This window comes from Aeribacillus sp. FSL K6-3256, assembly GCF_037965805.1.
GTDB classification, from domain to species: Bacteria; Bacillota; Bacilli; order Bacillales; family Aeribacillaceae; genus Aeribacillus; species Aeribacillus composti.
On the sequence record NZ_CP150188.1, the window covers coordinates 3,202,268 to 3,218,574 of the forward strand.

The 16,307-nt window shown below is 39.2% G+C and carries 17 protein-coding genes and 1 pseudogene; 4 read left to right on the forward strand and 14 right to left on the reverse strand.

The window, feature by feature from the left end:
- Positions 1-85: 85 nt before the first annotated feature.
- From essB to essA, 3 genes are read right to left on the reverse strand one after another with little or no spacing between them, the layout of a single operon-like run.
- Positions 86-1,396: a type VII secretion protein EssB gene (essB, locus tag NSQ84_RS15430; RefSeq protein ID WP_327873492.1), complete on the reverse strand. Its 1,311-nt coding sequence runs from the start codon at positions 1,394-1,396 to the stop codon at positions 86-88.
- Positions 1,397-1,453: 57 nt separating this feature from the next.
- Positions 1,454-1,705: an EsaB/YukD family protein gene (locus tag NSQ84_RS15435; protein ID WP_066249503.1), complete on the reverse strand. Its 252-nt coding sequence runs from the start codon at positions 1,703-1,705 to the stop codon at positions 1,454-1,456.
- Between the two features lie 14 nt (positions 1,706-1,719).
- Entirely contained in the window at positions 1,720-2,103 is a 384-nt protein-coding gene (gene essA / locus NSQ84_RS15440; protein ID WP_339212794.1) for a type VII secretion protein EssA, read from the reverse strand.
- A gap of 146 nt (positions 2,104-2,249) precedes the next feature.
- Here essA and NSQ84_RS15445 point away from each other — a divergent pair.
- From NSQ84_RS15445 to NSQ84_RS15455, 3 genes and pseudogenes are all read left to right on the forward strand, one after another.
- Positions 2,250-2,670, forward strand: a pseudogene (locus tag NSQ84_RS15445) (transposase); the annotation flags it as partial.
- 230 nt (positions 2,671-2,900) lie between these two features.
- On the forward strand, positions 2,901-3,212 hold the full coding sequence (locus tag NSQ84_RS15450; RefSeq protein WP_207225826.1) for a cupin domain-containing protein: 312 nt from the start codon (positions 2,901-2,903) through the stop codon (positions 3,210-3,212).
- Between the two features lie 8 nt (positions 3,213-3,220).
- Complete coding sequence (locus NSQ84_RS15455; RefSeq protein WP_130158898.1) at positions 3,221-3,451, forward strand: hypothetical protein; 231 nt, start codon at positions 3,221-3,223, stop codon at positions 3,449-3,451.
- 132 nt (positions 3,452-3,583) lie between these two features.
- On the opposite strand, the gene NSQ84_RS15460 is transcribed toward NSQ84_RS15455, so the two are convergent.
- The 9 genes from NSQ84_RS15460 to NSQ84_RS15500 form a co-directional block, all read right to left on the reverse strand.
- Positions 3,584-3,979: an HI0074 family nucleotidyltransferase substrate-binding subunit gene (locus tag NSQ84_RS15460; RefSeq protein WP_063389150.1), complete on the reverse strand. Its 396-nt coding sequence runs from the start codon at positions 3,977-3,979 to the stop codon at positions 3,584-3,586.
- Positions 3,967-4,278, reverse strand: coding sequence for a nucleotidyltransferase domain-containing protein (locus tag NSQ84_RS15465; protein ID WP_130158900.1), 312 nt, complete (start codon positions 4,276-4,278; stop codon positions 3,967-3,969). Before NSQ84_RS15465 ends, NSQ84_RS15460 begins: the two co-directional genes overlap by 13 nt.
- 86 nt (positions 4,279-4,364) lie before the next feature.
- Entirely contained in the window at positions 4,365-6,272 is a 1,908-nt protein-coding gene (locus NSQ84_RS15470; RefSeq protein ID WP_339212072.1) for an ATP-dependent endonuclease, read from the reverse strand.
- A gap of 87 nt (positions 6,273-6,359) precedes the next feature.
- A complete protein-coding gene (locus NSQ84_RS15475; RefSeq protein WP_327873271.1) occupies positions 6,360-6,560 on the reverse strand; it encodes a hypothetical protein in 201 nt (66 codons plus the stop codon).
- A 285-nt stretch (positions 6,561-6,845) separates the two neighbouring features.
- Complete coding sequence (rlmD, locus tag NSQ84_RS15480) at positions 6,846-8,240, reverse strand: 23S rRNA (uracil(1939)-C(5))-methyltransferase RlmD (protein WP_339212073.1); 1,395 nt, start codon at positions 8,238-8,240, stop codon at positions 6,846-6,848.
- Positions 8,237-9,127 carry a DNA-3-methyladenine glycosylase gene (locus NSQ84_RS15485; protein WP_144598477.1) on the reverse strand — a complete coding sequence of 297 codons (891 nt, stop codon included), beginning with the start codon at positions 9,125-9,127 and terminating at the stop codon, positions 8,237-8,239. The genes rlmD and NSQ84_RS15485 overlap by 4 nt, the downstream gene beginning before the upstream one ends.
- Before the next feature lie 59 nt (positions 9,128-9,186).
- Positions 9,187-9,984 carry a delta-lactam-biosynthetic de-N-acetylase gene (pdaA, locus tag NSQ84_RS15490; protein WP_327856984.1) on the reverse strand — a complete coding sequence of 266 codons (798 nt, stop codon included), beginning with the start codon at positions 9,982-9,984 and terminating at the stop codon, positions 9,187-9,189.
- Positions 9,985-10,107: 123 nt separating this feature from the next.
- Complete coding sequence (locus tag NSQ84_RS15495) at positions 10,108-11,652, reverse strand: fumarate hydratase (protein ID WP_144598478.1); 1,545 nt, start codon at positions 11,650-11,652, stop codon at positions 10,108-10,110.
- 147 nt (positions 11,653-11,799) lie between these two features.
- On the reverse strand, positions 11,800-12,963 hold the full coding sequence (locus tag NSQ84_RS15500) for a pyridoxal phosphate-dependent aminotransferase (protein ID WP_339212076.1): 1,164 nt from the start codon (positions 12,961-12,963) through the stop codon (positions 11,800-11,802).
- Positions 12,964-13,050: 87 nt separating this feature from the next.
- On the opposite strand from NSQ84_RS15500, the gene NSQ84_RS15505 reads away from it, so the two are divergent.
- Complete coding sequence (locus NSQ84_RS15505; RefSeq protein ID WP_339212079.1) at positions 13,051-13,833, forward strand: carbon-nitrogen family hydrolase; 783 nt, start codon at positions 13,051-13,053, stop codon at positions 13,831-13,833.
- A gap of 66 nt (positions 13,834-13,899) precedes the next feature.
- On the opposite strand, the gene mtnA is transcribed toward NSQ84_RS15505, so the two are convergent.
- Entirely contained in the window at positions 13,900-14,961 is a 1,062-nt protein-coding gene (gene mtnA, locus NSQ84_RS15510) for an S-methyl-5-thioribose-1-phosphate isomerase (protein WP_339212081.1), read from the reverse strand.
- On the reverse strand, positions 14,921-16,198 hold the full coding sequence (gene mtnK / locus NSQ84_RS15515) for an S-methyl-5-thioribose kinase (RefSeq protein WP_339212083.1): 1,278 nt from the start codon (positions 16,196-16,198) through the stop codon (positions 14,921-14,923). The genes mtnA and mtnK overlap by 41 nt, the downstream gene beginning before the upstream one ends.
- Positions 16,199-16,307 lie beyond the last annotated feature (109 nt).

Sequence of the window (16,307 nt, forward strand, 5' to 3'; positions counted from 1 at the left end):
TGAAGCGTAACGTTTAATTCTTTAAAACTAAAAATCAGCTGAACTATTAAAATGATAGCCGCTCATAAATGCAGGCAAGATCCCCTCATTTCGTTTCTTCTGTTTGGTTTTGATCAGGAACCTTTTTCTCCGTTCGATCTGTCTGTGTCCCCTTTGCTTGATCGGTTACTTGTTGTTCTGCAGCTGCCGGCGCGGATCCACCCGTTTCTTCAGTTGGATTGGCTTTCTCCGGATCCGTCACAAACAAAGATTCCAGACCATATTTTTCTCCATACGATTTTAACTTCTCTTCATATTGTTGCACCTGGTTTTGCCGTTCGGTTCCACTTAAGTTTGGATCATTTTTTGCCTTCTCAATTTTTTTAATATAGCCGTACATGATTAACACCGGATCATCGAGATACATCGCTAAATCAAGTGATTTATCCAAATCTCCGCGGCCATTGTAAATCCAATACAATAAGTAGTTAGGATCGCTTTTTAAGCTAATGGTGTCTTTTTCTTCATCGCCCAGATTTTCGGATTTAACATATGAATAGGCCAATATATATTTTCCCGAATCTGGCAATTTTTCAGGATTGACACTTTCGAGATCTGAAATGACTTCTGAATAATCCTTGGATAAAAAAGCCCTATGCGCTTCCAAAAGGTGCTGCTGAAACGGCAGCTTGAAAAAGCCGAAGTATACAACAGGAACAGCCAAAATGACTGCAGCTGCGATCATGGCAATGGATAAACGTTTAAATAGCTGAAATCTTCTTTTTGGAACGATTTGCATATTTTTCTCTGTTTCGCGCTTTTCCTTGCTATACTGATTGTGTAAAAATTCAACAAAGTCATCAAAATGATCAATTTCACTGATTTGACGTTCAAACTCGGTATCTTTTGCATTTTTCCATGAACCTGCATATAGTTCATCGAAATTATATTTTTTTGAAAATAGGGCGATACTCAAGCATTTATATTGCAGCAGGAAGGTTTCGTCGTTGATCTCATAGGGGGGTAGCACCTGTCGAATGCCTCTGTAAACCAAAAAAGGTATAAGATTATCGTCAAATATGAGATTATGTGGATGCAGGAAGAACGTAATTCGCGTATCTAAAATTTTTCTGAAACGGGCCAGATTGCACAGCAATCGCAACTTGTCACTTCGCCCCAAGCTTTGAATGGTTTCCCAATGGTTCATATTGGAATCAACTTGAAATTGGAAAGTGAGAACCTCTTCCCCGTCCTCCACTTCTACCGGAACAAACTGGTCTGTATTCTCCTTCATCAGAGCCAATTCACGAATATCTTTCACGCGGGTCTGCGATTTTGCCAGTTCTAATTTCCATTGATTGTTTTCAATAAAAAAATGATAAGACACGGAATCCATTTTAATTGTTTTTTCCTTCATGATTTCTGACTCCTTTTCAACGTTACACAGGCTATGATAAAAAGCATGGTTCTTGTTCTATAAAACAAGTAAAATATCTCCATTCGCCACTGGGAACTCGCTAATCTGGTCGTCATCCGCCAGTAAAAGTTCTTTAGTCGGGATTTTTACCGCAAAAAGGGAATAATTAGGGAGTTCGAGCCTTAAAGATTCATTCAAGTTCGACAGCAGCTGTTTTATCGGCTGATGTGCCGGTATCCTCACATCATATCGACCTTTCCCCCATTTACTAAAATCAACGGTCACATTGATATGCGTTTCAACGGGCATTCCTGATCTCCCCTTTACTCCATTATTTTTCTTATAAGAGCCAAAATTCCGCCGACCAACATAACAGCAAATCCGCTCAGAAATCCAATGGCTATCTGATTTACCCTTTCCTTTTTCTCTGCATGATCCGCAGTGCTTTGGCTAGCGGGAGAAGAATGCTGCGTAAAAAAATGTTGTGAAAATAATGTCTTTTTCGCATCGTAAAAGCTTGTTTTTGCATCGCTCGCCACCGAATCGGCAAAAATTTCTTCTTTTAGATGATTCACTGCATGATCCAGCTCTTTTTGTTTTTTCTGGACCGCAGCCCGAGTTTGTTTTTTAAACAAACCGGGCGCGATTTTTTCCAGTTCAGTTTCACTCTCACTTTGGGATTCTTGTGATTTTATGTCATCGCTGATACGGTCTACTTGTAAATCAAGCTTCCCCTATTCCAAGTCTGTGATGAACCATCTCGTCCACCTCATAGATGGAATGCTCACAAAAGGATGTTCTGGTACTCTGACGGATCTCCATCAGTGAGTTATCATCCGAAACACCGAATTCCGATACCCACCTCGTGACCATGGGAGGCGAAACGTATCGAATGTATCGCTACGAAGGGGCATTGAACGACATTCCAAGTGCGGTGGTATTGTTTTGTTGGAAAACCGATCAACCGATGACGAGCGAGCATTTGCGTTGTTTTTTAAGTACAGACACAAAAACTGAGCGATTAGGCTATTCTTGGATACTATGCGAAACGCTGGTCGATCGAAAGCTACTTTCGGCAAACGAAAGAAACATTAGGTTTCGATCGATATCGAATCCGACATGAGCGAGCCATTAAACGATTTTGGGCCATCGTACAATTTACGTATATCTATTGCATGACAGAACATTCAAGTGATTTTTCAACCGGTCTTGCGAGTGTGAGATCGAGAAAAATTCACAATCTCATTGAGTTTATTTATTACGAAGCCAAATGAGGAATGCTACTAGATTCCATTAAAAAAACCAGTTACGAGTGGCATAAGGGGATCTTTGTTTGCTTTTTGAAGATAATAATAAGTGTATCAGAGCAACTCCTACTGGACGAGATTTTTGCATTCGTCCCTTTTTTCATATTCGAAGAAAGAAGTTTAAACTGAGAAACAGTCGCCAAAAACAAAAGAAACATTAGAACTATCAAAAACGAGGGCGAAAACTTTGTCAATTCGTGAAGGAAATAAGCAAACAAATTAAGAAATCGCCCGAAAAGACGACAACACTTCCATATATAGAAGGCGACAAACTGGAAATCGGAATCACTTCATACGGTGATTTTATGGGTGAATTGCCGCATTACCACACGCAAGCTTATGAATATCAATACATTATCAGCGGAAAAACGGAATATTTAGATGTGGAAACAGGAGAACTGTACACCTTTCAAAAAGGCGATTTCTATGTAACTCCCCCAGGCATTAAATATGCTCAACGGTCACAACCCGGCACAGTTATTTTTTTATTAAAGCGCCCCCGGGGATGATAAAGTGAATGTGGAACCGACGGTTGAAATCGGGAATTGGCTTAATCAAAAAACAAAATAAAGCAAAAACCGGATACTTATTGTCAGCCGATCCTTCAGACCCGACCGGTAGAGCCGTTTTTCCGCTTTTCTCCCGAATACTGCCGGTACCGATGAAGCAAATTTCATTTACACAAGTCAATACCGAATGCATGTATTCGGTATTGACGATAAACAATCGATTGTTTGAGAAAAGATAGGGAAAATCTGTTCAATATAAAACGATGTTCATAATTCTTCCCAGGCGTAGAAAATTGAGTGGGCGAACTGCAAATGCCAATCTTAAAAAATAACGATACATCGTTAACGGAATTTTACTCTTCCAACTATATTTAATATTCTCTCTTCTCTATACGTATAATCCAGTTATAGAGAAGTTGATAGTATTTATGGAGATTGCCAAAAATTTCAACAGCTAGCTCTTCATTGTATGTATGAACTGTCAAATTCCGATCATCTACCATTTTTAATGCAATGATCGTTTCCTCATCAGATAAAATTCCAATTTCCCTGCTTGAACGAATTACTCCTTTAGGTGAACCGACATCAATTCCTTCTTTATCATATAAAAATTGTTTTACTGCTTTCCAACAAGCTTCAAAACTAAACTCAAATCGCTGAATAGCTGCATCCCGTTCAACTTCCGTTGGATTCTCTAGGAGCAAAACCTCTTGGAAAGCACGAAGAGCTTTTAAAGCAAGTTGAATACGTTCCTTTAACCGTTCCATAAAATTCCTTCCTTTTTCACTTTTTCTTTCATAGCCTGATCGGCTTTAGATAAATCGACAAGATCTACTCTGTACGGTAATGGCGATTCCTCTATTCGTTCACGAAGTTCCACCCACTTAGAAATCGGAATAGCTGAATCTGCAGAAAGAGCGATGTCAATATCGGATGTCCTCTTTTCCTCTTTACGAGCCCACGAACCAAACAGATAGACTTTTACTGATTGATCATGCAATGTTTCAACAATTATTTTTTTCAAAAACGACAGTATCTGCTCCCGATCAGCCGAATTTAAATCCATTTTTTATCAAACCCTTTTTTGAATTTGAAAATGATTATACCATAAAATGTATCATAAAAATGATTTCCATAAGATAAAGCGAAGTATTAATTTTCATCTTTCGTTGCCGCTACTTCAATATATGAAGTATTATTTTCCTTTTTACCGTATATAATCTGTTCAATTATTCCTCTCCACTCTGGATTAATATCTTCCCATTTCTTCCCCCAGTTGGAATTTATAAAATGGTAAGCTTTATATGGTTTATCGGAACTTGAAGATTTATACCCTAACAGGTCTTCCATACACTCTTTAATAGGAAAAACTCGATTTGGATCTCCTACCGCATCTAAAATTAACTTGTTAAAATTAAAGGCTTTTTCTATACCACCATCTCTATCATGTATAACATATGGATAAATACCTAAAGCGTTAAAATATTTCACTAATGGAATAATTGCAGCCTTTCCTCTTGCCTTTACAACTTCCCAATTATATGAGAAATCCTTATACATATCTTCAGGCATCCTTGCAACTGTTTCTCTTATTACAACTTCTTCTGTATCGCCTTCTACTATCAAAACTTTTTTTGTAAAGAAGACCTTTGTTATACTATCATCAATCTTTAATAACATCTTAATATAAGTTTTTTCATCTTCTATAAGGCTTTTATATGCTTCACTGACATTAAAAGGATTAGAATGTACAACTTCTAAATTTCTTTTTGAATCATTTAGTTCAACTCTATCATAATCTAAGTAAAGAGAATTTAATACTTGATGAGTATTCTTACTCAAATCAATCATGTAAGGTGAATGTGTTGTACAAATTATTTGATTATTTTTATCCATAGCTAATTCATATATTATATCTCTCATTTGTTTTGCAGCTTGTGGGTGCAAATAAATTTCAGGTTCTTCAAACGCTATTAATAAAGGTCTAATATATTCTTCCCTTGTTAATTTATTTTCACGCATACTTCTGTACCTTAACATTGCAAAAATAGCAGATCTTATCACACCTGCTCCTTGATAGTTAATTGAAGTGTGAATATTACTTCCAAGTTCAACATCAAAATTAGGCTTTATTACGTCACCTGCATTAGATAAATTTGCTCTTGCAAGAAACGTAGTGTTAGGGAACACTTCACCTAATACTTTATTCAACCCTGATAACAGCTGTGCGAAATCACTACTTTCATCATTTGGATCTAACTCCTTTGCAAGTTCTTCTAGATAATACTGTACCTTTTTAAAATTTTCTGATTTATCTCTAACATCTTCAAATAGTTGTGTTAAGGTTTTTATCAACGCTCCATTTTTTCCTGACAATTCATCATTATTTGGCTTATCCGATATAAGAAGAAATCTCGGAAGTTTATGTAATACATTTCCTGCAATTCCCCCGGGATTTTCAAACCATTTGGTTTTATTCTCATCAATTTCAAAAACTTCCTCAACACCATTGTCTTCAAGAACTTTTAACATATTTTCTGTCATTTTTTGATTATATTTTTTATCAGGGAATAATTCCTTAACAACTTCCTCACTAAGTCCATAATTTATATAATCCTGTATAGAATTACATTCTTTAAATTTTTTCTTTAAAAAGCTGTTATACTGCAACATCTCAATTTTACATTTGTTATTCCCAAGGAAGTAAGTTTTCCTATAAAATATCCTATATCCACTCTCATCCTCATCATGACTTTCATACTTAAACATTCGTTGTTTGTTAAAACCCTTCCATTTGTATGCATTTGGTGGAATATCTCTAAACTCTGAAGTTATTACAACTTTATCGCATAAAATTTTATTGTTATTATCTTCTCCAAGTATTGAAAAGAAATCTTCATCTGGCATTTTTTGAGTATCGCTTAATAAGTATTCTATGGCCTTTAATATCGAGCTTTTTCCAACGTTGTTAGGACCAATTAAAAAAGTTGCATCTGAACATAATATTTCCGTTTGAAAATGTCTTCTAAATCCTTCAATCTTAATACTATGTAGTTTCAAAAAAATACCTCCCTCTATAAACTTTAATTTTCTTTAGAATTCTCATGTTTTCTTTAAATTTCGCTAACACATAATAGCTTCTTCCCCTCAATTAGTGGATATTACTTGTATTAAGTCAATATATTTACATGGTAAGTACTTTGCATAAACTTTAAAATCACTAAAATCGTTTGATAAAGAATAAATTCTTCGTGTATCTCCACGCTCAATAATTGTTGGTGCAAACCCACTATTTACTAATTGTGATAATAAAGCCCCATAATAAAAATCTGCCTTTGCTAATGCCATTAATAATCTCCTTTCCTTATATTTTAATAGTTAATAATTCTCATCGAAATCTTCAGTAAATATTTTTTTAATTCTGTACATAATATTTATTAGATACTAACTAATGGTCACACCCCTTTAATGGAAAACACTTTCTTGGGTTATTACTTCTAAATTGAGAAGTTTTATTTTAACTATTGTATTTGGACATAAAAAAGAAAAATGTCAGTCACTCCTATAATTTTTCTAGAAATGACTGACACTGATGCACTTATATTTCATATTCACCTTTAGATTCCGCAGCCTTTAGCGTATCCCAATCCCTAGCAACGCGCAGCACTCCACATGCGCCGTGTGCGGAAACATGTCGACGGGCTGGATGTATTCGACTTTGTACAAGCTGGAAAGAAATTGAATGTCTTTTGCCAGGGTGGACGGATTGCATGAGACGTAAACGAATCGTTTTGGCTTCACTTTTTTGATTGTTTTGAGAAACGCTCGGTCGCAGCCGGTGCGGGGAGGGTCGACGACGACAACATCTGGGCGCCAGCCTTCTTTTGCCCATTTTGGCATCCATGTTTCTGCTTTGCCTGTGACATATGTTGCATTTTTGATCCCGTGTTTTTCGGCGTTTTTTTTCGCGTCACGGATGGATTCTTCAATGACATCCATTCCTCTGATTTCTGCTGCATCCTTTGCCAGCCACAAGCCGATCGTGCCGACGCCGCAATAGGCATCTACAATTTTTTCGCTTCCTGTTAAACCTGCTGCTTTTTTGACTTCGTCATAAAGTTTGACCGTTTGCACCGGGTTAAGCTGGAAAAAAGCGCGGGCGGATAGTTCAAAGGAAAGATCGCCCAATGTTTCTTGGATGACTTCTTCACCTTTTAACAAAACCGTTTTGTCGCCGAAAATCAGCGATGTTTTGCTTCCATTTATATTTTGCATGACTGATTTTACTTCCGGCGCGCGCTTCATGATCTCCGCTGCAATCAGTTCTTTTCGCGGCAATTCTTCCGCTTTTGTAATGAGGACGACTTGCACATGGTTCGTTTGAACGCCGGCGCGTACAACGATTGTGCGAACGATGCCCGTCCGTTTTCGCTCATGGTAAATCGGAATGTGAAAATCCTCCAGTACTTGTTTTACCGTTTGGTTAATTTTATCTGTCAGCGGGTGCTGGACCATGCAAGAGTGAATTGGAACAAGCTTGTGTGAATTCGCACCATACAGGCCCGCTATCACTTGCTGTTTTTCATTTCCGAGCTGAAATTGACTTTTATTGCGGTAATGCCAAGGGTCGTCCATACCGATTGTCGGACGGATGTCGAGGGCGTCAACCTCTAGGTTCGTATGGCGCTCAAGCGCTTGAATGACAATGTCCCGTTTGGCAGCAAGCTGCTGTTCATATTGCAAATGCTGCAATTGGCAGCCTCCGCATCGGTCATAATAGATGCAGGGCGGTTTCACACGATGAGGGGATTTTTTCCGTATTTTTTTAATAACGGCTTCTGCATAATTTGGTTGAATATTCTCTGCTTGAACGACCACTTCTTCCCCGGGCAAAGCTCCCGGGACAAAGACGACTTGTTTCTTAAAATACCCGACACCTTCTCCGTTAATGCCAAGCCGCTTAATGGTCAGCGGAAATTGCTGTCCCTTTTGAATCGTCACAGATACCGATCTATTTTTTATCTTCATTTCGCTTCTCCCCGTCTCTTTTCGATGCTTCGCCATAAATAAAAAGCTGCATAGCTTAAATAAGGAGCCCACTCGCGGCTGTAGTTTTCCATTTCTTCTTTTGTCGGTTTCTTTTCCAGTTGAAAATAATGCTTGACCGCATTTTGCAAGCCGATATCAGCAGCAGGAAACAGATTCGGCCTGCCTAGCCCAAATAAAAGAAAATTTTGCACCGTCCACGGGCCGATGCCGCGCACTTGAACCAATTTTTTCATAATGTCATCATCGCTCCATTCATGGAAGGCCTGAAGCGGCAGTGCTCCTTCTGCAATCAGTCTGGAGGTATCAATAACATATTCCGCTTTTCTCATGCTGAATTTCAGCGCCCGCAAATTCTCATAATTCAATTTGGCTACTGTTTCCGGTTTGGGATAAAACCATACATTATCTACTTTAAAACCAAAAGTTTGCACAAAAGCGGTCGTCAACTGATAGGCAAATGATAAATTTAATTGCTGATGAATAATGCATTTCATTAAACAAGCATACGGATGAAAATCTAACACGAGCGGCGTCCCTTCATGCTCTTGAAAAAGCGGAGCAAGGTTGGTTTGCAGGAAATGATCTTGAACGGTTTTAAGCGAATTCTTCCATTGAAATATGCGTGTCAGCTCATGGATGGCTCGTTCTTTTTGTTCATCCTGTTCCCCTGATATTTCAAATACTGGGTTTTCCTTCGATCCGATTGCTTTTACAGCGGCAACAAAAGGTTCTTCTTTTTCACTATAAAGAGGAACAAGGACGGTTCGCTTGTGCACGTCCACCTTGTTCAACGGATCAAGTGAAAGACGCTCTAACACGCGGTCGAAGTCATACGGCGGCGCCGCTTTTATCGTCACATTCCACATGTTTTTACCGACCTTTATCGTATTTTTTCGGAGCTATTATATCACATAATCCGCTTCTATTAATAAAGAAATGGACTTTCAAACATTTTCTCCATCACTAGATCGTCTAAACTTTTAAAAGTATAGCCTTGCTGTTTTAAAGTTTTAATCGCTTCATCAAGCGCATCAGCGTTGTCTTTTGATACGGTGTGCAGCAAAATGATCGCGCCCGGATGAATTTGATTGATAATGTTGTCGTATGCATATCGCCAGCCTTTTTGTTCATTCACCTTCCAGTCGACAAATGCAAGCGACCAAAAAATATTGCGATAACCGTATTTTTCGGACAATGCAAGTGTGCGTTCGCTAAAAATGCCCCTTGGCGGTCTCACATATACTGTTCCTTCTTGGCCTGTAAGCTCCTTTACTTTGTCGCTGACGGCATCAAGCTCCTTCTTTATTTTATCAGCACTTATTGTCGTCATATCAGGGTGACTCCATGAATGATTGCCGACAATATGCCCTTCTTTCACCATTCTCTTTACAAGATCAGGGGCTGTTTTTAAATAATGGCCTGTTACAAAAAACGTCGCATGTACATCGTGCTTTTTCAGTACGTCCAAAATTTTCGATGTATAGCCGTTTTCATAGCCATTATCAAACGTTAAATAAATCTCTTTTTTGCTGGGATCTCCTAAATAAAACGCTCCATATTTATTTAAAAGTTCATTCCATTCTTTCCCGGCATCAGGAGGCTGATGATTATTGTTTTTTTGAAAACCCCAATGAATCGGGTGATTGCTGACAGCAGCAGAGGCGCAGCTAAAAAAAGAAAAAAATAACAAGACAGAGCAATATAAAATCCGGAAATAATTCAAGCTGTGAATCTCCTTTCCATTATTTTTACTATTAGTCTTTATCCGTTTTTAGGAATTATGCTCCATCTTGATTTCAAAAAAATACCATAGCCAATCATCTGGCTATGGCATTGAGTTTAATATTTAGCTAAATACCGGCTCTTTAAATTGAGAAAGCTTTTCTAATGACGATTTTTCAATGTCTTCATGCAGGCTGTTGCCGTGTGAATCCATTGTGACAACGGCCGTGAAGTCTTTTACGCGCAAATGCCACATAGCTTCTGGAATTCCAAACTCCAGCAAGTCAACACCTTCAACCGCTTCGATGCAATCCGCATAATATTGAGCAGCACCGCCAATCGCATTCAAGTATACTCCGCCATGCTCTTTTAAAGCTTGCAGCGTTTTTTGCCCCATGCCGCCTTTGCCCATTACCGCACGGATGCCAAATTTTTTCATAATATCCCCTTGATAAGGCTCTTCGCGAATGGAAGTGGTCGGCCCGGCCGCTTTCACTTCCCAATTGCCGTTTTCATCTTTTAACATGACAGGTCCGCAGTGGTAAATAATTTGACCGTTTAAATCAACCGGCGCATCATGATCCATTAAATATTTATGGATGGCATCCCTTCCTGTGTAAATGATTCCGTTGATGCGAACAACGTCGCCGACTTTCAGCTCGCGGATTTGTTCTTCTGTAATTGGCGCTTGCAGCGTGATGACACGTCTTTCAGAGTCCGTTGATGCTAAATGTTCTTCTTGTGCAGCATTTTCTTGAAAATCAACATCTTCTCCATCTTGATAAAGCCATTTTATGATTTCACCCGTATTTGGATCGATATGCACGCCTAAACGGCGGAATGCCCAGCAGTTGTATGCGACAGAAACAAAAAAGCTCGCAGGAATTCTGTGCATTGCGCCGACTTTGCAGCCTAATAAAGTGGTTTCCCCGCCAAATCCCATCGTTCCGATGCCAAGCTTGTTTGCATTTTCCATAATATATTCTTCCAATTGCCGCAATTCTTCGTTCGGATTTACGTCATCGACTTCGCGGAATAATTGTTCTTTCGCTAAATCGTACCCCGATGAACGGTCTCCACCGATTCCAACTCCAATGAATCCTGCGCTGCATCCTTGGCCTTGTGCTTGATATACCGCATGCAAAATACATTTGCGGATTCCATCCAAATCTCTGCCGGCTCTTCCCAATCCTTCTAGTTCGCACGGCAGGCTGTATTGAATATTTTTGTTTTCGCAGCCGCCGCCTTTTAATATTAAGCGAACATCCATATAATCTTTTTCCCATTGTTCAAATTTTACGACTGGAAGCCCTTCGCCCAAGTTATCGCCGGAATTTTCTCCAGTGAGCGAATCGACCGAGTTCGGGCGAAGCTTCCCGTCCTTCGTCGCTTGAGCGATCGCTTTTTTTATTGTTTCCTTTATTTGAATTTGATTGATACCGACTGGCACTTTAATTTTAAATGTCGGCAATCCGGTATCTTGGCAGATCGGCGATACATTTTCATCTGCCATTTTAATATTTTCGGTTATCGTGGCCAGCGACATCGCAGCTCTTGTACCAGCATTTTCACGCTGCTTCGCCTTCAAAATAGCGCGGCGGACATCCTTCGGCAATTTTGTAGACGTTTCCACAATTAATTGATACATACTCTCATATAATTTTTCCATCCCGCTTATCCCCCTTACATTCAGTCAAAAAACTCCCACTTAACACAATTTTTATTATACTTCTTTTAATTTTGATTGGAAAGGCATTCACGTGCTGATCATTTTTTTAGGGGGATAAGGAGAGTGTTTCAACATTCATTGCAGCAGTTAAAAAAGGTTCAGCTTGCGAATTCTATCAACCGCTTCTAAAAGCCTGCTCTCATCAACTAATAAACCAACGCGTATGTATCCTTCTCCATATTGCCCGAAGCCGTTTCCTGGCGCAACGGCGACATCTGCTTTTTCAAGCAAATAATCGGCAAACTCTTCGCTAGTAAATCCTTTCGGAACAGGGAGCCAGGCAAAAAATGATCCTTTCGGAGCTTGGGCGTTCCAGCCAATTTGCCGAATAGCATTGATAAACGTATTTCGCCGTTTTTCATAAAGGGAGACAAGCTCCTCTACACACGACTGATCGCCTGTTAATGCGGCAGCTGCTGCTAATTGTATTGCTGGAAAAAGGCTGCAATATAAGTGATCTTGAATAAGATTAATACTTTCAATGATATTCTGGTTCCCTACAGCAAATCCAACGCGCCAGCCGGCCATATTGTAGGTTTTCGACAATGTGTACATTTCAATGCCGATGTCCTTAGCTCCTTCCGCTTCAAGAAGGCTGGTCGGTTTTTTGCCGTCAAAGCCGATCGCACCGTACGCAAAATCATGGACAACGGTAATTCGATGCTTCTTTGCAAACGTAACCGTTTCCTCAAAAAACTTAAGATCGGCCGTTGCTCCTGTCGGATTGTTCGGGTAGTTTAAATACATCAATTTTGCCGCTTCTTTATCCTCCAACGGAATGGCGTTGTAATCAGGTAAAAACCGATTTTCTGCCAACAGCGGGAACGTTTTAAATTGAGCCCCGGCTAAAACAACGCCTGATAAATAGTCTGGATAACCCGGGTCGGGCAATAGCATTAGATCTCCTTCATTTAATAGGCACATCGGCAATTCAACAAGTCCAGTTTTCGTACCGAATAAAATCGCCACTTCTTTTTCTGGATCTATATCGACTCCGTATTGTTTCTTATAATATTCACTAGCCGCATGTTTTAACTCGATCAGACCTGAAAATGGTGAATATTTATGTGTTTTCGGGTCTTCTGCTGCGGTTTGCAGCGCTTTGACGATATGCGGGGGAGTCGGCTGGTCAGGATTTCCTTGTCCTAAATTAATAATATCTCTTCCTTCGGCTACAGCGTTATTCACTTTTTTCACAAGGGCAGAGAAAAATTGTGTTGGAAGCTTTTTTAAACGTTCTGAAATCTCCACTCTAATCCACCTTTTTTTATAAAAATAGTTGAAATTATCATAAAAATTCTATAGTCTTTATATAAAAATGTCTAGGGGCTGAAAATCATGAAAGTTGCTTGTATACAAATGAATATCATTTTAGGCGAACCGGACCAAAACTATGAAATCGCTCAAAAAAATATAATAGAAGCAGCAAGCCATCAAGCGGATACAATTGTTTTGCCTGAAATGTGGAATACAGGATACGCCCTTGATCAGCTTGATGAGCTTGCAGACAAAAATGGAGAAAAAACAATTGAGCTGCTGACATCCCTTGCTAAAACATATCATGTCAATATTGTCGGCGGTTCAGTTGCAACGGAAAAAAACGGACAATTTTTTAATACCATGTACGTTGTCAACCGATTCGGAAATATCACCGCTGAATACGACAAAGCTCATCTGTTTAAATTGATGGATGAGCATAAATTTATGAGTGCCGGCCAAAAAGTAAATATATTTGAGCTGGACGGCATCACTTGCGGTGGTGTTATTTGTTATGATTTGCGTTTTCCGGAATGGATTCGCACCCATGCATTAAAAGGTGCAAACATTATGTTCATTCCTGCCGAATGGCCGAAAAAGCGAATTGACCATTGGCAATTGCTTCTCCAAGCACGGGCAGTTGAAAATCAAATGTTTGTTGTAGCAGTAAACCGGGTCGGAGCGGATCAAAATAATGAATTTAATGGACACTCAATGGTCATTGCCCCTTGGGGCGAGCTTCTTGTTCATGATCAAACAGATGAAGGAATTTTTTACGCCCAACTGGATCTTCAAGAAATTGACCGTGTAAGAAAAACCATTCCTATTTTTCAAGACAGACGTCCGGAATTATATTTCGAATAAAATTTTACACCCCTTAAAAGAATGTGAAAGCATTCCCTTTTAAGGGGTTTTTGTATGAAAAGGCAATTAAACGCTTTTCATGTGTTTTAAACTTTTGGTAAAGGGTGGATAGGCAATCCCTTTTTCTGTAATAATTGCCGTAATGAGTTCATGATCGGTCACGTCGAATGCCGGATTATATGTTTGCACATTTTCCGGCGCCATCGGTTTTTCATACCATTTTGTCGTGATCTCCTCTGCTTTTCTCACTTCGATCGGTATATGTTCCCCTGTCGGACAATCTAAATCGATTGTTGAAAGCGGAGCACAAACATAAAACGGGATTCCATAATATTTTGCTAAGATTGCCACTCCGGAAGTTCCAATTTTATTGGCAGCATCTCCGTTTGCGGCAACTCGATCACACCCGACTAAAACCGCTTGTACTTTTCCCTCCTTCATCACAATGGATGCCATGTTGTCACAAATTAACGTTACATCCACACCAGCTTCCTGCAATTCCCATGCAGTTAGACGTGCACCTTGAAGAAGCGGTCTTGTTTCATCTGCAAAAACTTTGAAATGGTAGCCTCTTTCTTGGCCTAAGTAGATGGGAGCTAACGCAGTCCCATACCTCGCCGTCGCAATTGTTCCTGCATTGCAATGGGTCAGAAGACCCCAGCCGGGTTTTAATAATGACAGGGCATACTCCCCGATCGAATAACAGACTTGCTCATCCTCATTACGGATATGTTCTGCCTCTTCCTTCAGTGCGTTTTTAATTTCCTCGATGCTTTTGTCTTTTTCTACTTTCAGTCTATCCTCCATGCGATCTAAAGCCCAAAATAAATTCACTGCAGTCGGCCGCGATGAAGCCAAATACTGTTTGATTTTTTGAAAATCATCCAAAAGCTGTTCATAAGTCGACGCTTTTGATTGCTTCGTGCCTAAATAAACACCGAATGCAGCAGCAATTCCGATCGCAGGCGCTCCTCTAACCTTCAGATGGTAAATGGCCTCCCATATTTCTTCTGGAGTAGAAAGATGCAGAAATACTTTCTCATTCGGCAATAACGTTTGGTCGAGTATGATCACCGTATTGTTTTCATCATCCAGTTGTACGGATTGAATGGCTTTTACTGCTGTCATAAAACTTTTCCCCTTCAATAAATTTGCGGACACTTTGTAATAAAACATTCACAAAGTCGTCGCCTGTACGAATGTTTGCACGTTCAAGAATAAAGGTTTTACCAGCTGTTAAACAAATTTTTTCAGCCAAAGCTCGGGATTCTTTATTTTCAATTGACGTGATGTCTTTTACATGGGCGATCCCAATAATTCTTCTGCATAATTCAAGTCCGGCAGCGGCTGAGGCATCCTCAAGGATGGAATTTAAATACCATTCTTTAAAACTAGGTGCACTTGCAGTTCTTTCTTTTATATTCTCATCCCAAGCATGTAAAAATTTTTTTGTAAACAGCTCTATTACGTCTGAGATTGTTTGTTGAATATATTGCAAGTAGTCTTCCTTTGTTTCTTGATCTTCAATTGTAAAGCTTGCATTTACATAGGCGAAAATAAGGTTTGCAATCACATTCCCAATATCGAACCCAGCAGGTCCATAAAAAGCAAACTCAGGATCGATTATTTTTGTTGAATCTTCCTTTATAAAAATGGAACCGGTATGAAGGTCGCCGTGGAGGAGGGACTGTGCTTTTGTCATAAAATCAAACTTCAGTTTAGCTGTTTCCAATGCAAGCTTTGAATCATTCCAAATTTCTTCACGGATGAATTCTCGCGTTTCTGGAAATATATCATTTTGCTCACAATCGTAAAAAGGTTCTGTATACACGAGATCTTCTGTTATTTCACATAATTCTGGGTTTGTAAATTTTTGCACCAATGCTTTCTTCTCTTTATGATCGATAACGGCATCTGAAGTAAGCAATAAGGTGTTGACAAGAAACGTTGTAATATGGTCGGCAAACAAAGGAAATTTTTTATGTTTTAAAAGAGCTGTCCTCATAATTTCATGGTCAGATAGATCATCCATCACACAACAATTCATAATCGGATCATACGAATAAACCTTAGGTACAAATCCAGGCGCTAATTCCCCTTGCAGCTTCAATGCTTCGCTTTCAATCCGATTGCGATCTGGTGAAACTTTAAAGGCGTCTGAAATACGCGCAACCGGACCAGCTTGTTTAATAATGACAGACTGGCCGCTATTTTGATCAACGACTCGAAATACATAATTTAAGTTGCCATCGCCAATCTCTCGGCATTCCAATTCTGCGTTTTGTTCAAAAATATCGAGTTTTTTCTGTACATATTCGATGACATCTTGCTCAGTCATCGTAAAATATGTTGTAAAATCCTTCAAAAAAATTCCCTCCTCTATCTTTGTTTGTCATAAAGCGAAAAAAGAGTCTTTCATAATATCCATTCACAATATGGGGACGACATTATTACAAGACCACTTCGTCACCTGC